The sequence below is a fragment of the Aromatoleum toluolicum genome, assembly GCF_012911005.2.
Classification (GTDB): domain Bacteria; phylum Pseudomonadota; class Gammaproteobacteria; order Burkholderiales; family Rhodocyclaceae; genus Aromatoleum; species Aromatoleum toluolicum.
Window position 1 is genome coordinate 58,394 of record NZ_WTVS01000005.1, and the last position, 20,796, is coordinate 79,189.

The window sequence follows — 20,796 nt, forward strand, 5'->3', positions numbered from 1 at the left end:
CGCGCCGGGCATCGCAATGGGGGGCGGCGTTCAGTCCGCGCGGACGACCTTGCCCGGATTCATCAGGTTGTGCGGATCCAGCGACAGCTTCAGCGCCCGCATCGCGTTTACGGCGGCGTCCCCGTGTTCGGCGACGAGAAAATCCTGCTTGCCGAAGCCGATCCCGTGTTCGCCCGTGCAGGTCCCGTCCATTGCCAGTGCCCGCTCGACGATCCTGCGATTGAGCGCCTCTGCGCGTGCGATCTCGTCGGGGCTTTCCGGATCGACCAGGATCACCGTATGGAAGTTGCCGTCGCCGACGTGGCCGACGATGGGCGCGATGAATCCGCTCGCCGCGATGTCCTCGCGCGCCCCGGCGATGCAGTCCGCGAGGCGTGAGATCGGCACGCACACGTCGGTGGTGACGCCGCGGCAGCCCGGCCGCAGGTTGATCGACGCGAAATACACGTCATGGCGCGCTGCCCACAGCCGGCTGCGGTCCTCCGGGTGCGTCGCCCATTCGAAGCCCTCGCCGCCGTTCTCGCGCGCGATCTCCTGCACGGTCTGCGCCTGTTCCTCCACGCCCGCCGCCGAGCCGTGGAACTCGAAGAACAGCATCGGCGCCTCGCGCAGGCTCGTCTTGCTGTAGCGGTTGATCGCCTGCACGGTCAGCGTGTCCAGCAACTCGATGCGCGCCACCGGCACGCCGAGCTGGATCGTCTGGATCACGGTGCGCACCGCGTCGTCGACGTCCGGGAAGGCGCACACCGCTGCGGACACCGCCTCCGGCAGCGGGTGAAGCCGCACCGTCAGTTCCGTGATAAGCCCCAGCGTGCCTTCCGAGCCGACCATCAGCGCGGTGAGATCGTAGCCCGCCGAGGACTTGCGCGCCCGTCCGCCGGTGCGGATCACGCGCCCGTCCGCGAGCACCACCTCGAGCGCCATCACGTTGTCGCGCATCGTCCCGTAGCGCACCGCATTCGTCCCCGAGGCGCGCGTCGAAGCCATCCCCCCGAGGCTCGCATCGGCGCCCGGATCGACCGGAAAGAACAGTCCCGTGCCGTGCAGCGCTGCGTTGAGCTGCTTGCGCGTGATGCCCGGCTGGATCACCGCATCCATGTCGTCGCCGTGGACCGCGAGCACCCGGTTCATTTGCGAGAAGTCCACGCTCAGGCCGCCATGCAGCGCGAGCACATGCCCCTCCAGCGAACTGCCGACCCCGAAGGGCACAATGGGGACGCCATGCGCATGGCACGCGCGCGCGATCTCCGCCACCTCGGCGGTCGTGTGCGGCCATACGACTGCGTCCGGCAGCATGTCCGGGAAGTGCGATTCATCGTGCCCGTGATGCGCACGCACGGCCTCCGCCGTCGAAAAGCGTTCGCCGAAGCGGGCACGCAGCGCATCGATAAAGGCAGCGGGAAGCGGCACGCGCGAGCCGGGGGCTGGGACCGTCATTGCATCGACTCCGTGAGAAATCGCGCCATCTTCGCCCATTTCCATCCCGCCGACACGCCGCGCCGCCGCATGGCCGCCCGTGCCAAAGTGCGGAAAATTCGCCCTTCTGAAAAAAGTTAAACTGGTGTTTGACACGCGCGAAATGATCCCCTATAGTGCGCGTCTCCCGATTGGAGGGGTTCCCGAGCGGTCAAAGGGATCAGACTGTAAATCTGACGGCACTGCCTTCGAAGGTTCGAATCCTTCCCCCTCCACCAAGTTTCTGCGACCGGCTCGATTTTCGAGGGGGTCAGGGTGTAAAGCGTTTCGTCTGCGTTGTATGCGGGTGTAGCTCAATGGTAGAGCAGAAGCCTTCCAAGCTTATGACGAGGGTTCGATTCCCTTCACCCGCTCCAGGCTTGGCGCGCTTAGGTTTTTACGGAGCCCATGTAGCTCAGTGGTAGAGCACTCCCTTGGTAAGGGAGAGGCCACGTGTTCAATCCACGTCATGGGCACCACGGTTTTTCGTGTTGTTGTGGTCGATCTGTTCGGTCCGGTTTTCTGAATCTGTCAAAGAGGTACTGGCATGGCTAAGGGTAAGTTTGAGCGGACGAAACCGCACGTAAACGTTGGGACGATCGGCCACGTTGACCATGGCAAGACGACCCTGACTGCAGCGATCACGACGATCCTGTCGACGAAGTTCGGCGGCGAGGCGAAGGCCTACGACCAGATCGACGCGGCGCCGGAAGAAAAGGCGCGCGGCATCACGATCAACACGGCGCACGTTGAATACGAGACGGCCAACCGTCACTACGCGCACGTTGATTGCCCGGGTCACGCCGACTACGTCAAGAACATGATTACCGGCGCTGCCCAGATGGACGGCGCGATCCTGGTGTGCTCGGCCGCTGACGGCCCGATGCCGCAGACGCGCGAGCACATCCTGCTGGCCCGCCAGGTCGGCGTGCCGTACATCATCGTCTTCCTGAACAAGTGCGACATGGTCGACGACGAAGAGCTGCTCGAGCTGGTTGAGATGGAAGTGCGCGAGCTGCTGTCGAAGTACGACTTCCCGGGTGACGACATCCCCATCATCAAGGGTTCGGCGCTGAAGGCCATCGAAGGCGACAAGGGCGAGCTGGGCGAAGGCGCCATCATGAAGCTGGCCGAGGCCCTCGACAGCTACATCCCGACCCCGGAACGCGCGATCGACAAGCCCTTCCTGCTGCCGATCGAAGATGTGTTCTCGATCTCCGGCCGCGGCACCGTGGTCACCGGTCGTGTCGAGCGTGGCATCGTCAAAGTGGGTGAAGAAGTCGAAATCGTCGGCATCAAGCCCACGGTCAAGACCATCTGCACCGGCGTCGAAATGTTCCGCAAGCTGCTCGACCAAGGTCAGGCGGGCGACAACGTCGGCGTGCTGCTGCGCGGCACCAAGCGTGAAGACGTCGAGCGTGGTCAGGTCCTGTGCAAGCCGGGTTCGATCAAGCCGCACACCCACTTCACCGGTGAAGTGTACGTGCTGTCGAAGGAAGAGGGTGGCCGTCATACCCCGTTCTTCAACAACTATCGTCCGCAGTTCTACTTCCGTACCACCGACGTGACCGGTTCGATCGCACTGCCGGAAGGCACCGAGATGGTCATGCCGGGCGACAACGTGTCGATCACCGTCAAGCTGATGGCTCCGATCGCCATGGAAGAAGGCCTGCGCTTCGCGATCCGCGAAGGTGGTCGTACCGTTGGCGCCGGCGTCGTCGCCAAGATCATCGAGTAATTGCGGCTGAAAACCGAAGCAATTGCCTGATCGAAGGCGCCTCGCAAGCCGGGGCGCCTTGTAGTCTCTGCTGCAGGGGTATAGCTCAATTGGCAGAGCGTCGGTCTCCAAAACCGAAGGTTGGGGGTTCGATTCCCTCTGCCCCTGCCACTCAATTCCGGGTTTTTAATATCTAGATGGCCGATAAGTTCAAGTTCGCGCTGGCTCTCGCCCTGCTTGCAGCCGGCGTAGTCGGCTTCTACCAGCTTTCCGAGCAAGCGCTGGTGTTGCGCGTGCTGTCGGTGGTCGCCGGTGTTGCGGCTGGCGTCGCGGTCGCGTGGCAATCCGAGCCGGGCCGCCGTTTCGTCGAGTTCGCGCGCGAAGCGATCACCGAGGCGAAGAAGGTCGTGTGGCCTTCGCGCAAGGAAACGATGCAGACGACCGGAATGGTGTTCGCCTTCGCCGTGGTGATGGCGGTTTTTCTGTGGTTGACCGACAAGAGCCTCGAGTGGGTTCTCTACGACCTCATCTTGGGCTGGAAGTGATCATGACGAAGCGCTGGTACGTGGTGCATGCCTATTCGGGGTTCGAGAAGTCCGTCCAACGCGCGCTCGTCGAGCGCATCGCGCGCGCGGGAATGCAGGATTCCTTCGGGCAGATCCTCGTGCCCGTCGAAGAAGTCATCGAGATGAAGAGCGGCCAGAAGAGCATTTCCGAACGGAAGTTCTTCCCTGGTTACGTGCTCGTCGAGATGGACATGAATGACGAGAGCTGGCATCTGGTCAAGTCCACGCCCAAGGTCACCGGCTTTGTCGGCGGTACCGCCAACAAGCCCACCCCGATTTCCGAGAAGGAAGTCGAGAAGATCATGCAGCAGATGCAGGAGGGTGTCGAAAAGCCGCGCCCGAAGGTGCTGTGGGAGATGGGCGAGGTCGTGCGCGTCAAGGAAGGTCCGTTTACCGACTTCCACGGCTCCGTGGAAGACGTCAATTACGACAAGAGCAAGCTGCGCGTGATGGTCACGATCTTCGGGCGTGCCACGCCGGTCGAACTGGATTTCAGTCAGGTCGAAAAGACCTGATGCAGGCGGGCCGTATGGCCCGGACATGCCCGCCTCGCGCGGGCACAAGCGAGGAGCGCCGGCCGATGCCGGCGCGTTTGTACTCATAACAGGAGCTAGCCGCGATGGCGAAGAAAATCATCGGCTATATCAAGCTGCAAGTGCCAGCTGGTAAAGCCAACCCCAGTCCCCCGATCGGCCCCGCGCTTGGTCAGCGTGGTCTGAACATCATGGAATTCTGCAAGGCGTTCAACGCCAAGACCCAGGGCATGGAGCCCGGTCTGCCGATTCCGGTGGTGATCACGGCGTTTGCCGACAAGAGCTTCACCTTCATCATGAAGACCCCGCCCGCGACGGTCCTCATCAAGAAGGCGGCCGGCATCAAGTCGGGTTCGGCCAAGCCGCACACCGACAAGGTCGGTTCGATTACGCGTGCTCAGGTCGAAGAAATCGCCAAGGCCAAGATGCCTGACCTGACCGCCTCGAACATGGACGCCGCCGTGCGTACCATCGCCGGTTCCGCGCGCAGCATGGGCATCACGGTGGAGGGTCTCTGATCATGGCGAAGCTTTCGAAACGAGTTCAGGCGCTGCGCGCCAAGGTTGACAGCAATCGCGTCTACACCGTCGCCGAGGCGCTCGCCTTGGTGAAGGAGTGCGCGACCGCCAAGTTCGACGAATCGGTCGATATCGCCGTTAATCTCGGCGTCGATGCACGCAAGTCCGACCAGGTCGTGCGCGGCTCCGTCGTGCTGCCGGCCGGAACCGGCAAGACCGTGCGCGTGGCCGTGTTCGCCCAGGGCGACAAGGCCGAAGCCGCCCGCGCCGCCGGCGCCGATGTCGTCGGTTTCGATGACCTCGCCGAGCAGGTCAAGGCTGGCAACATCGACTTCGACCTCTGCATCGCCACGCCGGACGCCATGCGCGTCGTCGGTCAGCTGGGCCAGATCCTCGGTCCGCGCGGCCTGATGCCGAACCCGAAGGTCGGTACCGTGACCATGGATGTCACCACCGCCGTCAAGAACGCCAAGGCCGGTCAGGTCCAGTACCGCACCGACAAGGCCGGCATCGTGCATGCCACGATCGGCCGCGCCTCGTTCTCGGTCGAGGCGCTGCAGCAGAACCTCGGCGCGCTCGTCGAAGCGCTGCAGAAGGCGAAGCCCGCCGCCTCGAAGGGCGTGTACCTTCGCCGCGTCGCCGTGTCGAGCACTATGGGTGCCGGCGTGCGCGTCGAGCCGTCGAGCATCAACGCAGCCTGAACAGGCTGTAAATAGAACTTTGGGACGCTCCGCGCGCAAGTGCGGAGCGGATCGTCAAAGACCGCAGGTGTGGTCGCCCCGGCGACTGCTTAAGCATCCTCGGATGGCCTGCGCAGACGGTGTGCCCAGAACAGGATTCTGGCCGATTCGTCGGCCGCGCTCCTGATCCAGGTCGCCGTGGGTGCGAGCCGCGAAATGCGGTTCGCGTGTGGACTTGAAAGGAGGAAAGACCCGTGGGTCTCAATCTTGATGACAAGAAAGCCGTAGTGGCAGAGGTGTCGGCACGCGTGGCCAACGCTCAGACCATCGCGGTGGCCGAGTATCGCGGCATTGAAGTGGGTGATCTCACTGTGCTGCGTGCGAAGGCCCGCGAAGCTGGCGTGTACCTGCGTGTGCTGAAGAACACCCTGGTGCGCCGTGCGATCGCCGAAACCCCGTTCGCCGGGTTGTCGGATCAGCTGACTGGTCCGCTGATCTATGGCATTTCGGAAGATCCGGTTGCCGCAGCCAAGGTGCTGAACGACTTCGCCAAGGGCAACGACAAGCTGGTGCTGAAAGCCGGTTCCTATGCGGGCAATACGCTCGACAAGGCCGGCGTGCAGGCGCTCGCGTCGATCCCGAGCCGCGAAGAGTTGCTCGCCAAACTGCTGGGCGTCATGCAGGCGCCGGTTACCGGCTTTGCTTGCACGCTGGCCGCCCTCGCCAAGAAGCGCGAGGAAGAGGCAGCTGCCTGACCGTTTTCCGAAAAAGTTTCGATTTAGGAGTGATTTGACATGGCTATCAGCAAAGAAGACATCCTCGAAGCCGTTGGCTCGATGACCGTGATGGAACTGAACGACCTCGTGAAGGCGTTCGAAGAGAAGTTCGGCGTTTCCGCTGCCTCGATGGCGGTTGCAGCCCCGGGCGCAGGCGCCGCAGCTGCGGTCGTTGAAGAGAAGACCGAATTCGACGTCGTCCTGCTTGCAGCCGGCGAGAAGAAGGTTGAAGTGATCAAGGTCGTCCGCGCTGCCACGGGCCTGGGCCTGAAGGAAGCGAAAGACCTGGTCGATGGCGCGCCGAAGACCGTCAAGGAAGGCGCTCCGAAGGCCGACGCCGATGCGCTCAAGAAGCAGCTCGAAGACGCTGGCGCGAAGGTCGAGATCAAGTAATACCGAGTTGTCTCTCGGGGCTGGCGCTCATCCGGGCGCCAGCCCTTTCGTGCTTTGTAAATCCAAGAAGCCAGAACCCAGCGCGAGATAAGGTGTCCAACAACTTATCGCCTGGCCCGATCTCTTCGGGACGCTGTGTTCTGTCTCTTTGACGTCCGACCTCTACCCGGAGCATCCATGGCGTATTCCTACACCGAAAAGAAACGTATCCGCAAGAGCTTCGCCAAGCGCGCGGCAGTGCTGAACGTACCTTTCCTCCTCGCCACCCAGATCGAGTCGTTCGCCTCGTTCCTGCAGGCCGAAACGCCGCCGCTGACGCGCCTGAATCAGGGCCTGCAGGCCGCCTTCACGTCGATCTTCCCGATCGCGAGCCACAGCGGCAATGCACGGCTCGAATTCGTGCAATACATGCTCGGCGAGCCGGCGTTCGACGTGAAGGAATGCCAGCAGCGCGGCCTGACCTTCGCGTCGCCGTTGCGCGCGCGGGTGCGCCTGGTGATCCTTGATCGCGACGCGCCGAAGGAGACGGTGAAGGAAGTCAAGGAGCAGGAAGTGTACATGGGCGAGATTCCGCTCATGACCTCGACCGGTTCGTTTGTCATCAACGGCACCGAACGCGTGATCGTGTCGCAGCTGCACCGCTCGCCCGGCGTGTTTTTCGAGCACGACCGCGGCAAGACGCACTCGTCGGGCAAGCTGCTGTTCTCGGCCCGCATCATCCCCTATCGCGGTTCCTGGCTCGACTTTGAGTTCGATCCGAAGGACTGCCTGTTCTTCCGCGTGGACCGTCGCCGCAAGATGCCCGCGACGATCCTGCTGCGTGCCATCGGCATGACGCCGGAGCAGATCCTCGAGACCTTCCACGACTTCGATACGTTCCAACTCCGGGGTGAAGAGGTCGCCTTCGAACTGGTTCCGGATCGCCTGCGCGGCGACGTGGCCAAGTTCGACATTACCGACGGTGACGGCAAGATCATCGTCGCGCGCGACAAGCGCATCACGGCGAAGCACATCCGCGAGCTCGAGCAGGCCGGCATCAAGACCATGGTCGTGCCTGACGATTTCGTGCTGGGCCGCATCGTTGCCCGCAACGTCGTCGACCCCGAGACCGGTGAGCTGATCGCGCGCGCCAACGACGAGATCACGGAAGACCTCCTTGGCAAGCTGCGCGACGCCGGCGTCAAGGACCTGCAGACCCTGTACGTCAACGACCTCGATCGCGGTCCGTACATCTCGCAGACGCTGCGCATCGACGAGACGGCCGACCAGTGGGCCGCGCGCGTCGCGATCTACCGCATGATGCGCCCGGGCGAGCCGCCCACCGAGGAAGCCGTCGAGGCGCTGTTCCAGGGCCTCTTCTATTCGGAAGAGCGCTACGACCTGTCGTCGGTTGGCCGCATGAAGTTCAACCGCCGCGCGTATCCCGAGAAGATCGAGGACAAGGCGCCGGGTTGGCTCAAGCGCTTCTACGAGGTCGTCGGTGCCCGCGGTGAAGAGGGTCCCGCGACCCTCTCGAACGAGGACATCCTCGCCGTGATGAGCGTGCTGGTCGAGTTGCGCAACGGCCGCGGCGAGATCGACGACATCGACCACCTCGGCAACCGCCGCGTGCGTTCGGTCGGCGAGCTGGCCGAGAACCAGTTCCGCGCCGGGCTGGTGCGCGTCGAGCGCGCCGTCAAGGAGCGCCTGTCGCAGGCGGAATCCGACAACCTGATGCCGCACGACCTGATCAATGCGAAGCCGATTTCGGCAGCGATCAAGGAGTTCTTCGGCTCCAGCCAGTTGTCGCAGTTCATGGACCAGACCAACCCGCTGTCCGAGATCACGCACAAGCGCCGCGTCTCGGCTCTTGGCCCGGGTGGTCTGACACGCGAGCGTGCCGGCTTCGAGGTGCGCGACGTGCATCCGACGCACTACGGCCGCGTGTGCCCGATCGAGACGCCGGAAGGTCCGAACATCGGCCTGATCAACTCGCTGGCCGTGTATGCGCAGACCAACCGCCACGGCTTCCTCGAGACGCCGTACCGCAAGGTTGTCGACGGCAAGGTCACCGACCAGATCGATTTCCTGTCGGCGATCGAGGAAGGTCAGTACGTGATCGCTCAGGCGAACGCCGATATCGGCGACGACGGCACCCTGCAGGGCGACCTGGTGTCGTGCCGTCACAAGGGCGAATTCACGCTGGCGATGGCCGACCAGGTCCAGTACATGGACGTCGCGCCGGGCCAGATCGTGTCGGTTGCGGCCTCGCTGATTCCGTTCCTCGAGCACGACGACGCGAACCGTGCGCTGATGGGCGCGAACATGCAGCGTCAGGCGGTTCCCTGCCTGCGCCCTGAAAAGCCGCTGGTCGGTACCGGTATCGAGCGTACCGTCGCGGTCGACTCGGGCACCGCCGTGCAGGCGATGCGTGGCGGCGTGGTCGACTATGTCGACGCAAACCGGATCGTGGTGCGTGTCAATGACGACGAAACCCTCGCGGGCGAAGTCGGCGTCGACATCTACAACATGATCAAGTACACGCGCTCGAACCAGAACACGAACATCAACCAGCGCCCGATCGTGAAGGTCGGCGACCTCATCGGCAAGGGTGACGTGATCGCCGACGGCGCCTCGACCGACCTCGGTGAGCTCGCTCTCGGCCAGAACATGCTGGTCGCCTTCATGCCGTGGAACGGCTACAACTTCGAGGACTCGATCCTCATCTCCGAGCGCGTCGTCGCCGAGGACCGCTTCACCTCGATCCACATCGAGGAGCTGACGGTCGTTGCGCGCGACACCAAACTCGGGCCCGAGGAAATCACGCGCGACATCGCTTCCCTGGGTGAAGCGCAGCTGTCGCGACTCGACGAGTCGGGCATCGTGTACATCGGTGCGGAAGTGGATGCCGGCGACGTGCTCGTCGGCAAGGTCACGCCGAAGGGCGAGACCCAGCTCACTCCCGAAGAGAAGTTGCTGCGCGCGATCTTCGGCGAGAAGGCGTCCGACGTTAAGGACACCTCGCTGCGCGTGCCGTCCGGCATGAACGGCACCGTCATCGACGTGCAGGTGTTCACCCGCGAGGGTATCGAGCGCGACAAGCGTGCCCAGTCGATCATCGACGACATGCTGCGCAGCTTCAAGACCGACCTCGCCGACCAGATGCGCATCGTCGAGCGTGACGCCTTCGCGCGTATCCGTCGCCTGATCACCGGCCAGAAGGCCAACGGCGGACCGAAGAAGCTGGCGAAGGGTGCCGAGATCACCGCCGACTACCTCGACTCGCTCGAGTTCTATCACTGGTTCGACATCCGCATGGCGGAAGAAGAACTGGCGACCCAGCTCGAGGCGGTCCGCGAAGGTCTGGAAAAGACCCGCAAGGACTTCGAGCAGGCCTTCGAGATCAAGAAGAAGAAGCTCACCCAGGGCGACGAACTGCCCCCGGGCGTGCAGAAAATGGTGAAAGTCTACCTCGCCGTGAAGCGCCGCCTGCAGCCGGGCGACAAGATGGCCGGTCGTCACGGCAACAAGGGTGTCGTCTCGCGCATCGTTCCGGTGGAGGACATGCCGCACATGGCGGACGGGACCCCGGTGGACATCGTGCTGAACCCGCTGGGCGTGCCGTCGCGTATGAACATCGGCCAGATCCTCGAGACTCATCTCGGCTGGGCGGCGAAGGCGCTCGGCAACCGGATCGGACAGATGGTCCGCGCGAACACCGCGGCGGCTGAAATCCGCGACCTGCTCGAGCAGATCTACAACACGAAGGGGCACCCCGAGGATCTCGCGAGCCTCAACGACAAGGAAGTCGTGGAGCTCGCTTCCAACCTGAGCAAGGGCGTGCCGTTTGCGACGCCGGTGTTCGACGGCGCGAAGGAAGAGGAGATCGAGGCCATGTTCGCTCTGGCGGGCATCGAGTCCGGCGGGCAGGTTACGTTGTTCGACGGCCGGACCGGCGAGGCCTTCGACCGCAAGGTCACGGTCGGCTACAAGCACGTGCTGAAGCTGCACCACCTGGTCGATGACAAGATGCACGCCCGTTCGACCGGCCCGTACTCCCTCGTCACCCAGCAGCCGCTGGGCGGCAAGGCGCAGTTCGGTGGCCAGCGCTTCGGTGAAATGGAAGTGTGGGCGCTCGAGGCCTACGGCGCAGCCTATACGCTGCAGGAAATGCTCACCGTGAAGTCCGACGACGTAACTGGCCGTACCAAAGTGTACGAAAGCATCGTCAAGGGCGAGCACAAGATCGACGCGGGCATGCCCGAGTCCTTCAACGTGCTGGTGAAGGAAATCCGCTCGCTCGCGATCGACATCGATCTGGACACGTACTGAACCGGGTGAATGCCCACGAAGCCACCCGGACGGAGTGATTTATGAAAAGCCTGCTCGCTGACCTGTTCAAGCAAACCCTGCCGAACGAAGACCAGTTCGACGCGATCACGATCGGCCTCGCATCGCCGGACAAGATCCGCTCGTGGTCGTACGGCGAGGTCAAGAAGCCTGAGACCATCAACTACCGCACCTTCAAACCTGAGCGCGACGGCCTGTTCTGCGCCAAGATCTTCGGGCCGGTGAAGGATTACGAATGCCTGTGCGGCAAGTACAAGCGTCTCAAGCACCGCGGCGTGATCTGCGAGAAGTGCGGCGTCGAGGTGACGCTGTCGAAGGTGCGCCGCGAACGCATGGCGCACATCGAACTCGCGAGCCCCACCGCGCACATCTGGTTCCTCAAGAGCCTGCCCAGCCGCCTCGGCATGGTGCTCGACATGACCCTGCGCGACATCGAGCGCGTGCTGTATTTCGAAGCCTTCGTCGTGGTCGAGCCTGGCATGACTCCGCTCAACCGCGCCCAGCTGCTTACCGAGGACGACTACCTCGCGAAGGTCGAGGAGTACGGTGACGAGTTCGACGCGCTGATGGGCGCCGAGGGTATCCGCGGCCTGCTGCGCACCCTCGATGTCCAGCTCGAGATCGAGAAGCTGCGCGGCGACCTCGAGACAACCAACTCGGAAGCCAAGATCAAGAAGTTCTCCAAGCGCCTGAAGGTGCTCGAGGCCTTCCAGCAGTCCGGCATCAAGCCCGAGTGGATGATCCTCGAGGTCCTGCCGGTGTTGCCGCCGGACCTGCGTCCGCTGGTGCCGCTGGACGGTGGTCGTTTCGCGACCTCCGACCTCAACGACCTCTATCGTCGGGTCATCAACCGGAACAACCGCCTCAAGCGCCTGCTCGAGCTCAAGGCGCCCGAGATCATCGTGCGCAACGAAAAGCGCATGCTGCAGGAAGCGGTCGACTCGCTGCTCGACAACGGTCGCCGCGGCAAGGCGATGACCGGTGCGAACAAGCGGCCGCTGAAGTCGCTCGCGGACATGATCAAGGGCAAGGGCGGTCGCTTCCGTCAGAACCTGCTCGGCAAGCGCGTCGACTACTCGGGCCGTTCGGTCATCGTCGTCGGTCCGCAGCTCAAGCTGCACCAGTGCGGCCTGCCCAAACTGATGGCGCTCGAGCTGTTCAAGCCCTTCATCTTCAACAAGCTCGAACTGATGGGGCTTGCGACGACCATCAAGCAGGCGAAGAAGATGGTCGAGAGTCAGGAGCCGGTGGTGTGGGACATCCTCGAAGAGGTGATCCGCGAGCATCCGGTCATGCTGAACCGTGCGCCGACCCTGCACCGTCTCGGTATCCAGGCCTTCGAACCCGTGCTGATCGAAGGCAAGGCGATCCAGCTGCACCCGCTCGTCTGCGTCGCGTTCAACGCCGACTTCGACGGTGACCAGATGGCTGTTCACGTGCCGCTGTCGCTCGAAGCGCAGATGGAAGCGCGCACGCTGATGCTGGCGTCGAACAACGTGCTCTCGCCCGCCAACGGCGAACCGATCATCGTCCCTTCGCAGGACATCGTTCTCGGCTTGTACTACGCGACCCGCGAGGGCGTGAACGCGCTCGGCGAGGGCATGGCGTTGTCGGACGTTGGTGAGCTCAAGCGCGCCTACGAGTCGAAGCAACTGTCGCTCCACGCCCGTGTGTCGGTCCGCCTGAAGGAGATCGAAGTCGGCGCAGATGGCGAGCGCCGCGAGAAGATCACCCGTTACAACACGACGGCCGGCCGCGCGATGCTGTCCGAGATCCTGCCGCCGGGGCTTCCTTTCAGCGTGATTGACAAGCCGCTGAAGAAGAAGGAAATCTCCAAGCTGATCAACGCCTCGTTCCGTCGCTGCGGGCTGAAGGAAACGGTCGTGTTCGCGGACAAGCTGATGCAGTTCGGCTTCCGGCTCGCGACGCGCGCCGGTATCTCGATCGCCGTGAAGGACATGCTGGTCCCGACGCTGAAGGACTCGCTAATCCATGCGGCGGAGCAGGAGGTCAAGGAGATTGCGCGTCAATACACGTCCGGTCTGGTGACCGACGGCGAGCGCTACAACAAGGTCGTCGATATCTGGGGTCGTGCCGGTGACCAGGTCGCGAAGGCGATGATGGACCAGCTCGGCCAGGAAGATGTCGTTAATCGCAAGGGCGACACGGTCAAGCAGGAGTCGTTCAACTCCATCTACATGATGGCCGACTCCGGTGCGCGTGGTTCCGCTGCGCAGATCCGTCAGCTCGCCGGCATGCGCGGCCTGATGGCGAAGCCGGACGGCTCCATCATCGAGACGCCGATCACGACAAACTTCCGCGAAGGCCTGAACGTTCTGCAGTACTTCATCTCGACGCACGGTGCCCGTAAGGGTCTGGCCGATACGGCGCTGAAGACCGCGAACTCCGGTTACCTGACCCGCCGTCTAGTCGACGTGACGCAGGATCTGGTCGTGACCGAGGACGATTGCGGCACGCGCGGCGGTTTCGTGATGAAGGCTCTCATCGAGGGCGGCGAAGTCATCGAACCGCTGCGCGAGCGGATCCTCGGCCGTGTCTGCGCCGAAGATGTCGTCAATCCGGACTCCCAGGAAACGGTGATCGAGGCCGGCACGCTGCTCGACGAGAATGCCGTCGATCTGATCGAAAGCCTCGGCATCGACGAAGTGAAGGTCCGCACTGCGCTTACCTGCGAAACGCGCTACGGCCTGTGCGGCAAGTGCTACGGGCGCGATCTCGGCCGCGGCAGCCAGGTGAACGTCGGCGAAGCGGTCGGCGTCATCGCCGCGCAGTCGATCGGCGAGCCGGGCACGCAGCTCACCATGCGTACCTTCCACGTCGGTGGTGCGGCGTCGCGGGCGGCCGCTGCGAGCGGCGTCGAGTCGAAGTCGGCCGGTACCATCCGCTTCGCCGGCAACATGCGTTATGTGTCGAATGCGAAGGGTGAGAAAGTCATCATTGCGCGTTCGGCCGAGATCGTCGTCGCCGACGACATGGGCCGCGAGCGTGAGCGTCACAAGCTGCCGTACGGCGCAACCCTGCTGGTCGATGACGGCGCGCCGATCAAGGCCGGCGTCATGCTCGCGACGTGGGATCCGCACGCCCGTCCGATCGTCACGGAATACTCCGGGACCGTGAAGTTCGAGAACGTCGAGGAAGGCGTCACCGTCGCGAAGCAGATCGACGAAGTGACCGGCCTTTCGACCCTCGTCGTTATCGACGGCAAGCGCCGCACCACGGGTTCGTCGTCGAAGGGCGTGCGCCCGCAAGTGAAGCTGCTCGACGAGAACGGCGAGGAAGTGAAGATCGCCGGCACCGATCACTCGGTGGCGATCACCTTCCAGGTCGGGTCACTCATCACCGTGAAGGACGGCCAGGTCATCGGCGTCGGCGACATCCTCGCGCGTATTCCTCAGGAGTCGGCGAAGACTCGCGACATTACCGGCGGTCTGCCGCGCGTTGCGGAACTGTTCGAAGCCCGTCCGCCGAAGGATGCGGGCGTGCTCGCCGAATACACCGGCACCGTATCGTTCGGAAAGGACACCAAGGGCAAGCAGCGTCTGGTGATCACCGAGTCCGACGGCACGGTGCACGAGTTCCTGATCCCGAAGGACAAGCACGTCATGGTGCACGACGGACAGGTCGTGAACAAGGGCGAGCTGATCGTCGACGGTCCTGCAGACCCGCATGACATCCTGCGTCTGCAGGGTATCGAGGCGCTCGCCCGCTACATCATCGACGAAGTGCAGGACGTGTACCGTCTGCAGGGCGTCAAAATCAACGACAAGCATATCGAGGTGATCGTTCGCCAGATGCTGCGTCGCGTGGTCATCATGGACGCCGGTGACACCAAGTTCATCCGCGAGGAGCAGGTCGAGCGTTCGGAAGTGCTCGATGAGAACGATCGTATCGACGCCGAGAACAAGCTGCCGGCTCAATACCAGAACGTCCTGCTCGGCATCACGAAGGCATCGCTTTCGACCGATTCGTTCATCTCCGCCGCATCCTTCCAGGAGACGACGCGCGTGCTGACCGAAGCGGCCATCATGGGCAAGCGCGACGAACTGCGCGGGCTCAAGGAAAACGTCATTGTCGGCCGGCTTATTCCTGCCGGTACTGGCATGGCGTACCACCGCAACCGCCGGGCGCAGTCGGCGGGCGAGGATCTCGCAGCCGAGCATGCATGGGCGGCGATGCAGGAACAACCGTCGGAAGTACCCGACGGCGTCTCGCAAGATGTGCAGGCCGGTTGACTTTTGCCGGCTTGTCGGGATAACATCCGGCCTCTTTTTGTGGACTGACCAATCGTAGTCAGCCTCTGCCGGAATCAACCGCCCGGGGCGGCCTCAAGGGCTGTCCCGGTATAATGGAAAATTCTCAAGCTATGCCAACAATTAATCAGCTCGTCCGCAAGCCCCGGCAACTTGCAGTCGTCAAGAGCAAAGTGCCGGCGCTCGATGCTTGCCCGCAGAAGCGTGGCGTGTGCACTCGCGTCTACACCACGACGCCGAAGAAGCCGAACTCCGCGTTGCGTAAGGTCGCGAAGGTTCGTCTGACGAACGGCTTCGAAGTGATCTCGTACATCGGTGGCGAAGGCCACAACCTTCAGGAGCACTCGGTGGTCCTGATTCGCGGTGGTCGTGTGAAAGACTTGCCGGGTGTGCGCTACCACATCGTGCGCGGTTCGCTCGACCTGCAGGGCGTGAAGGATCGTAAGCAGTCGCGCTCGAAGTACGGCGCCAAGCGTCCGAAGAAATCCTAATTGTCGGCATTCAGAAATAGCTAGAGGTTGTCATGCCCCGTCGTCGCGAAGTACCTAAGCGTGAAATCCTGCCGGATCCGAAATTCGGTTCCCAGGATGTTTCCAAGTTCATCAACGTGATCATGCAGGCCGGCAAGAAGTCGGTTGCCGAGCGCATCGTCTACGGCGCGTTCGCGCACATCTCCGGCAAGGCCGGGAAGGACCCGCTCGAGGTCTTCTCGTCTGCGGTGGCGAACGTCAAGCCGGTGGTCGAGGTCAAGAGCCGCCGCGTTGGTGGTGCCAACTACCAGGTCCCGGTCGAAGTGCGCCCGTCGCGCCGCATGGCGCTGTCGATGCGCTGGCTGCGCGAGGCCGCTCGCAAGCGCGCCGAGAAGTCGATGGCCCAGCGCCTCGCCGGCGAGCTGCTCGAAGCCGCTGAAGGCCGTGGTGCCGCGATGAAGAAGCGCGAAGAAGTGCACCGTATGGCCGAGGCGAACAAGGCGTTCTCGCACTACCGCTTCTAAGCGGCTTCGGACAGCGGTTAATCGGGCCCTGGCAAGGGCTCGATTGTTTTGTAACAAGACACTTGGACTTTCGCGCCTGGCGCGAATTCTGGAAGGCAGGATAAACCGTGGCTCGCAAGACTCCCATTGAGCGCTACCGCAATATCGGTATTTCCGCTCACATCGACGCCGGCAAGACAACGACGACCGAGCGCATTCTTTTCTACACCGGTGTGAATCACAAGATCGGTGAAGTTCATGATGGCGCCGCGACCATGGACTGGATGGAGCAGGAGCAGGAGCGGGGTATCACCATTACCTCGGCCGCGACGACCTGCTTCTGGAAGGGCATGGACCTGTCGTTCCCCGAGCACCGCTTCAACATCATCGATACCCCGGGACACGTGGACTTCACGATCGAGGTCGAGCGCTCGATGCGCGTCCTCGATGGCGCGTGCATGGTGTACTGCGCGGTCGGTGGCGTTCAGCCCCAGTCCGAAACCGTGTGGCGTCAGGCGACCAAGTACAAGGTGCCGCGTCTCGCCTTCGTGAACAAGATGGACCGCCAGGGCGCTAACTTCTTCAAGGTGTACGAGCAGATGCGCACCCGCCTGAAGGCGAACCCGGTGCCCATCGTGATCCCGATCGGTGCCGAAGAATCGTTCGTCGGCGTGGTCGACCTGGTCCGCATGAAGGCGATCTACTGGGACGAAGCCAGTCAGGGCATGAAGTTCGAGTACCGCGACATTCCCTCTGAACTGGAGGCGGACGCGCAGGAGTGGCGCGAGAAAATGATCGAAGCGGCTGCCGAAGCCAGCGAGGAGCTCATGAACGAGTACCTCGAGAACGGCGACCTGTCTATCGAGAAGATCAACGCCGGTCTGCGCCAGCGCACCATCGCGTGCGAGATCCAGCCGATGCTGTGCGGTACTGCGTTCAAGAACAAGGGCGTGCAGCGCATGCTCGACGCCGTCATCGAGTTGCTCCCTTCGCCGGTGGACATTCCGCCGGTCGCGGGTACCGATGACGACGAAAAGCCCGTTTCTCGTCGGGCGGACGACTCCGAAAAGTTCTCGGCGCTGGCGTTCAAGCTGATGACGGACCCGTTCGTCGGTCAGCTCACGTTCGTGCGCGTGTACTCGGGCGTCCTGCAATCCGGCGAAACCGTGCTGAACTCGGTCAAGGGCAAGAAGGAGCGTATCGGCCGCATCCTGCAGATGCATGCCAACGAGCGTCACGAGATCAAGGAAGTTCTCGCCGGCGACATCGCCGCGTGCGTGGGTCTCAAGGAAGTGACGACGGGCGAGACGCTGTGCGACCCGAGCGCGCCGATCATCCTCGAACGCATGGTCTTCCCTGATCCCGTGATCCACGTCGCGGTAGAGCCGAAGACCAAGAGCGACCAGGAAAAGATGGGCATCGCGCTCAGTCGTCTGGCGGCCGAAGACCCGTCCTTCCGTGTGCGCACTGACGAGGAGTCGGGGCAGACGATCATCTCGGGTATGGGTGAACTGCACCTGGAGATCATCGTCGACCGCATGAAGCGCGAGTTCAACGTCGAAGCAAACGTTGGCGCGCCGCAGGTTGCCTATCGTGAGGCGATCCGCAAGGCGGTCGAGCAGGAAGGCAAGTTCGTCAAGCAATCCGGCGGTCGCGGCCAGTTCGGTCACGTCTGGATCAAGCTTGAGCCGAACGAGGCCGGCAAGGGCTACGAATTCGTCGATGCGATCAAGGGGGGTACGGTGCCGCGCGAGTACATCCCCGCGGTCGACAAGGGGCTCCAGGAGACGCTGCCGAACGGCGTGCTCGCCGGCTTCCCGGTTGTTGATGTCAAGGTCACGCTGTTCGACGGTTCCTACCACGACGTCGACTCGAACGAGAACGCGTTCAAGATGGCGGCCTCGATGGCATTCAAGGACGCGATGCGCAAGGCCAGTCCGGTTCTGCTCGAGCCGATGATGGCGGTTGTCGTCGAGACGCCTGAAGACTACATGGGCAACGTCATGGGTGACCTGTCCGGTCGTCGCGGTATCGTCCAGGGTATGGATGACCTGCCTGGCGGCATGAAGGAAGTGAAGGCGGAGGTGCCGCTGGCCGAGATGTTCGGCTATGCGACCCAGTTGCGTTCGCTGTCGCAGGGACGCGCCACCTACTCGATGGAATTCAAGCACTACTCCGAAGCGCCCAAGAGCGTTGCGGAGGCGGTGATCAGCAATCGTAGCAAGTAACAGAACTCAAGCGAGGATTCTCACAATGGCTAAAGGCAAGTTTGAGCGGACGAAACCGCACGTAAACGTTGGGACGATCGGCCACGTTGACCATGGCAAGACGACCCTGACTGCAGCGATCACGACGATCCTGTCGACGAAGTTCGGCGGCGAGGCGAAGGCCTACGACCAGATCGACGCGGCGCCGGAAGAAAAGGCGCGCGGCATCACGATCAACACGGCGCACGTTGAATACGAGACGGCCAACCGTCACTACGCGCACGTTGATTGCCCGGGTCACGCCGACTACGTCAAGAACATGATTACCGGCGCTGCCCAGATGGACGGCGCGATCCTGGTGTGCTCGGCCGCTGACGGCCCGATGCCGCAGACGCGCGAGCACATCCTGCTGGCCCGCCAGGTCGGCGTGCCGTACATCATCGTCTTCCTGAACAAGTGCGACATGGTCGACGACGAAGAGCTGCTCGAGCTGGTTGAGATGGAAGTGCGCGAGCTGCTGTCGAAGTACGACTTCCCGGGCGACGACATCCCCATCATCAAGGGTTCGGCGCTGAAGGCCATCGAAGGCGACAAGGGCGAGCTGGGCGAAGGCGCCATCATGAAGCTGGCCGAGGCCCTCGACAGCTACATCCCGACCCCGGAACGCGCGATCGACAAGCCCTTCCTGCTGCCGATCGAAGATGTGTTCTCGATCTCCGGCCGCGGCACCGTGGTCACCGGTCGTGTCGAGCGTGGCATCGTCAAAGTGGGTGAAGAAGTCGAAATCGTCGGCATCAAGCCCACGGTCAAGACCATCTGCACCGGCGTCGAAATGTTCCGCAAGCTGCTCGACCAAGGTCAGGCGGGCGACAACGTCGGCGTGCTGCTGCGCGGCACCAAGCGTGAAGACGTCGAGCGGGGTCAGGTCCTGTGCAAGCCGGGTTCGATCAAGCCGCACACCCACTTCACCGGTGAAGTGTATGTGCTGTCGAAGGAAGAGGGTGGCCGTCATACTCCGTTCTTCAACAACTATCGTCCGCAGTTCTACTTCCGTACCACCGACGTGACCGGTTCGATCGCACTGCCGGAAGGCACCGAGATGGTCATGCCGGGCGACAACGTGTCGATCACCGTCAAGCTGATGGCTCCGATCGCCATGGAAGAAGGCCTGCGCTTCGCGATCCGCGAAGGTGGTCGTACCGTTGGCGCCGGCGTCGTCGCCAAGATCATCGAGTAATTGCATCTTTCAATGCCCCTGGGGTAGTTGCCCCGGGGTTTTTGCTCTTTTAAGGACTGCAACATGCAAAACCAGAAGATTCGTATCCGTCTGAAGGCCTTCGACTACCGTCTGATCGATCAGTCGGCGCTGGAGATTGTCGATACTGCCAAGCGTACTGGCGCCGTCGTTCGCGGTCCCGTCCCGCTGCCGACCCGGATCGAGCGCTTCGACCTTCTGCGTTCGCCGCACGTCAACAAGACCTCGCGCGACCAGTTCGAGATCCGCACCCACCAGCGTCTGATGGATATCATCGATCCGACCGACAAGACGGTCGATGCGCTGATGAAGCTGGACCTGCCGGCTGGCGTCGACGTCGAGATCAAGCTGCAGTAAGTCATCCGCGCTTGCGGAGTTTGAAAAAAGGCCGGTATAATCCGGCCTTTGCGTCTTTTGGCGCAATTCATGTGATAGGGCCCGGTCAATCGTAACCGGGGATCAGGAGAAAAAAATGAGTCTAGGCCTTGTAGGACGCAAGGTTGGCATGACTCGCATTTTCGCCGAGGACGGTCGTAGCGTCCCGGTGACGGTGCTTGACGTTGCCAATAACCGCGTTACCCAAGTCAAGACGCCTGAAAGCGACGGCTATGCCGCGGTTCAGGTGGCTTTCGGCAAGCGCCGTGCGAGTCGCGTCAATAAGGCGCTCGCCGGGCATCTCGCCAAGGCTGGCGTTGAAGCCGGTCATACCCTCCGCGAATTCACTGTCGAGCCGGCGCAGCTGGCTGGCCTGAAGGCTGGTGACGTGATCAGCGTGGAGCTCTTTGCGGTTGGGCAGAAGGTCGATGTGACCGGTACCTCGATCGGCAAGGGCTTCTCGGGCGTCATCAAGCGTCATAACTTCTCGTCGAACCGTGCTTCGCACGGTAACTCGGTGTCGCATAACAGCCCGGGTTCGATCGGTATGGCGCAGGATCCGGGTCGCGTGTTCCCGGGTAAGCGTATGGCTGGGCAATACGGCAATGTGACCCGCACGACGCAGAGTCTCGAAGTGGTTCGCGTTGATGTTGAGCGTCAGTTGCTCCTGGTCAAGGGGGCTGTGCCGGGTTCGAAGGGCGGCGACGTTATCGTCCGTCCCGCGGTCAAGGCCCGTGGCTGAGCGAGG

The 20,796-nt window shown here is 62.8% G+C and carries 16 protein-coding genes and 4 tRNA genes; 19 read left to right on the forward strand and 1 reads right to left on the reverse strand.

All coding sequences use genetic code 11. The features are described from left to right. Positions 1-30: 30 nt before the first annotated feature. Positions 31-1,437, reverse strand: coding sequence for an FAD-binding oxidoreductase (locus GPA27_RS03770; protein WP_169137993.1), 1,407 nt, complete (start codon positions 1,435-1,437; stop codon positions 31-33). Between the two features lie 172 nt (positions 1,438-1,609). On the opposite strand from GPA27_RS03770, the gene GPA27_RS03775 reads away from it, so the two are divergent. The 19 genes from GPA27_RS03775 to rplC all read left to right on the forward strand — a co-directional run bounded on the left by GPA27_RS03775 (position 1,610) and on the right by rplC (position 20,790). Next, positions 1,610-1,694, forward strand: a tRNA-Tyr gene (locus GPA27_RS03775). A 64-nt stretch (positions 1,695-1,758) separates the two neighbouring features. Next, positions 1,759-1,832: transfer RNA gene (locus GPA27_RS03780), tRNA-Gly, on the forward strand. 27 nt (positions 1,833-1,859) lie between these two features. Further along, a tRNA-Thr gene (locus tag GPA27_RS03785) sits at positions 1,860-1,934 on the forward strand. A gap of 68 nt (positions 1,935-2,002) precedes the next feature. Continuing rightward, positions 2,003-3,193, forward strand: a complete 1,191-nt coding sequence (gene tuf, locus GPA27_RS03790; RefSeq protein ID WP_169137995.1) for an elongation factor Tu — start codon at positions 2,003-2,005, stop codon at positions 3,191-3,193. Positions 3,194-3,267: 74 nt separating this feature from the next. Beyond that, positions 3,268-3,343, forward strand: a tRNA-Trp gene (locus tag GPA27_RS03795). A gap of 26 nt (positions 3,344-3,369) precedes the next feature. Next, complete coding sequence (gene secE, locus GPA27_RS03800) at positions 3,370-3,717, forward strand: preprotein translocase subunit SecE (protein ID WP_169137997.1); 348 nt, start codon at positions 3,370-3,372, stop codon at positions 3,715-3,717. Between the two features lie 2 nt (positions 3,718-3,719). Beyond that, positions 3,720-4,253 (forward strand): transcription termination/antitermination protein NusG, encoded by a 534-nt coding sequence (gene nusG / locus GPA27_RS03805; RefSeq protein WP_169137999.1) that lies wholly within the window; start codon positions 3,720-3,722, stop codon positions 4,251-4,253. Positions 4,254-4,357: 104 nt separating this feature from the next. Then, positions 4,358-4,789 (forward strand): 50S ribosomal protein L11, encoded by a 432-nt coding sequence (gene rplK / locus GPA27_RS03810; RefSeq protein WP_169138001.1) that lies wholly within the window; start codon positions 4,358-4,360, stop codon positions 4,787-4,789. Between the two features lie 2 nt (positions 4,790-4,791). Beyond that, positions 4,792-5,490, forward strand: coding sequence for a 50S ribosomal protein L1 (rplA, locus tag GPA27_RS03815; protein ID WP_169138003.1), 699 nt, complete (start codon positions 4,792-4,794; stop codon positions 5,488-5,490). A gap of 233 nt (positions 5,491-5,723) precedes the next feature. Next, entirely contained in the window at positions 5,724-6,224 is a 501-nt protein-coding gene (rplJ, locus tag GPA27_RS03820) for a 50S ribosomal protein L10 (RefSeq protein ID WP_050417541.1), read from the forward strand. 39 nt (positions 6,225-6,263) lie between these two features. Further along, positions 6,264-6,638 (forward strand): 50S ribosomal protein L7/L12, encoded by a 375-nt coding sequence (gene rplL, locus GPA27_RS03825; protein ID WP_169138005.1) that lies wholly within the window; start codon positions 6,264-6,266, stop codon positions 6,636-6,638. 177 nt (positions 6,639-6,815) lie between these two features. Next, on the forward strand, positions 6,816-10,949 hold the full coding sequence (gene rpoB / locus GPA27_RS03830; RefSeq protein WP_169138007.1) for a DNA-directed RNA polymerase subunit beta: 4,134 nt from the start codon (positions 6,816-6,818) through the stop codon (positions 10,947-10,949). Between the two features lie 41 nt (positions 10,950-10,990). Continuing rightward, positions 10,991-15,220 (forward strand): DNA-directed RNA polymerase subunit beta', encoded by a 4,230-nt coding sequence (gene rpoC / locus GPA27_RS03835; protein ID WP_169138009.1) that lies wholly within the window; start codon positions 10,991-10,993, stop codon positions 15,218-15,220. Between the two features lie 131 nt (positions 15,221-15,351). Further along, positions 15,352-15,729, forward strand: a complete 378-nt coding sequence (gene rpsL / locus GPA27_RS03840) for a 30S ribosomal protein S12 (RefSeq protein ID WP_018987817.1) — start codon at positions 15,352-15,354, stop codon at positions 15,727-15,729. 32 nt (positions 15,730-15,761) lie between these two features. Next, positions 15,762-16,232, forward strand: coding sequence for a 30S ribosomal protein S7 (gene rpsG, locus GPA27_RS03845; protein WP_050417537.1), 471 nt, complete (start codon positions 15,762-15,764; stop codon positions 16,230-16,232). Positions 16,233-16,339: 107 nt separating this feature from the next. Next, the gene (fusA, locus tag GPA27_RS03850) at positions 16,340-18,439 is read left to right on the forward strand and encodes an elongation factor G (protein ID WP_169138011.1); all 2,100 of its coding nucleotides are present in this window, start codon (positions 16,340-16,342) and stop codon (positions 18,437-18,439) included. Positions 18,440-18,464: 25 nt separating this feature from the next. Then, positions 18,465-19,655, forward strand: a complete 1,191-nt coding sequence (gene tuf, locus GPA27_RS03855) for an elongation factor Tu (protein WP_169137995.1) — start codon at positions 18,465-18,467, stop codon at positions 19,653-19,655. 63 nt (positions 19,656-19,718) lie between these two features. Then, positions 19,719-20,030, forward strand: a complete 312-nt coding sequence (rpsJ, locus tag GPA27_RS03860; RefSeq protein ID WP_018987821.1) for a 30S ribosomal protein S10 — start codon at positions 19,719-19,721, stop codon at positions 20,028-20,030. 115 nt (positions 20,031-20,145) lie between these two features. Further along, complete coding sequence (gene rplC / locus GPA27_RS03865) at positions 20,146-20,790, forward strand: 50S ribosomal protein L3 (RefSeq protein ID WP_169138013.1); 645 nt, start codon at positions 20,146-20,148, stop codon at positions 20,788-20,790. Positions 20,791-20,796: the final 6 nt, after the last annotated feature.

Excerpts from the sequence above, each read along its gene's own strand:
- GPA27_RS03770 (WP_169137993.1), bottom strand. The coding sequence starts at position 1,437 with ATGACGGTCCCAGCCCCCGGCTCGCGCGTGCCGCTTCCCGCTGCCTTT.
- tuf (WP_169137995.1), top strand. The coding sequence starts at position 2,003 with ATGGCTAAGGGTAAGTTTGAGCGGACGAAACCGCACGTAAACGTTGGG.
- secE (WP_169137997.1), top strand. The coding sequence starts at position 3,370 with ATGGCCGATAAGTTCAAGTTCGCGCTGGCTCTCGCCCTGCTTGCAGCC.
- nusG (WP_169137999.1), top strand. The coding sequence starts at position 3,720 with ATGACGAAGCGCTGGTACGTGGTGCATGCCTATTCGGGGTTCGAGAAG.
- rplK (WP_169138001.1), top strand. The coding sequence starts at position 4,358 with ATGGCGAAGAAAATCATCGGCTATATCAAGCTGCAAGTGCCAGCTGGT.
- rplA (WP_169138003.1), top strand. The coding sequence starts at position 4,792 with ATGGCGAAGCTTTCGAAACGAGTTCAGGCGCTGCGCGCCAAGGTTGAC.
- rplL (WP_169138005.1), top strand. The coding sequence starts at position 6,264 with ATGGCTATCAGCAAAGAAGACATCCTCGAAGCCGTTGGCTCGATGACC.
- rpoB (WP_169138007.1), top strand. The coding sequence starts at position 6,816 with ATGGCGTATTCCTACACCGAAAAGAAACGTATCCGCAAGAGCTTCGCC.
- rpoC (WP_169138009.1), top strand. The coding sequence starts at position 10,991 with ATGAAAAGCCTGCTCGCTGACCTGTTCAAGCAAACCCTGCCGAACGAA.
- rpsL (WP_018987817.1), top strand. The coding sequence starts at position 15,352 with ATGCCAACAATTAATCAGCTCGTCCGCAAGCCCCGGCAACTTGCAGTC.
- rpsG (WP_050417537.1), top strand. The coding sequence starts at position 15,762 with ATGCCCCGTCGTCGCGAAGTACCTAAGCGTGAAATCCTGCCGGATCCG.
- tuf (WP_169137995.1), top strand. The coding sequence starts at position 18,465 with ATGGCTAAAGGCAAGTTTGAGCGGACGAAACCGCACGTAAACGTTGGG.
- rpsJ (WP_018987821.1), top strand. The coding sequence starts at position 19,719 with ATGCAAAACCAGAAGATTCGTATCCGTCTGAAGGCCTTCGACTACCGT.
- rplC (WP_169138013.1), top strand. The coding sequence starts at position 20,146 with ATGAGTCTAGGCCTTGTAGGACGCAAGGTTGGCATGACTCGCATTTTC.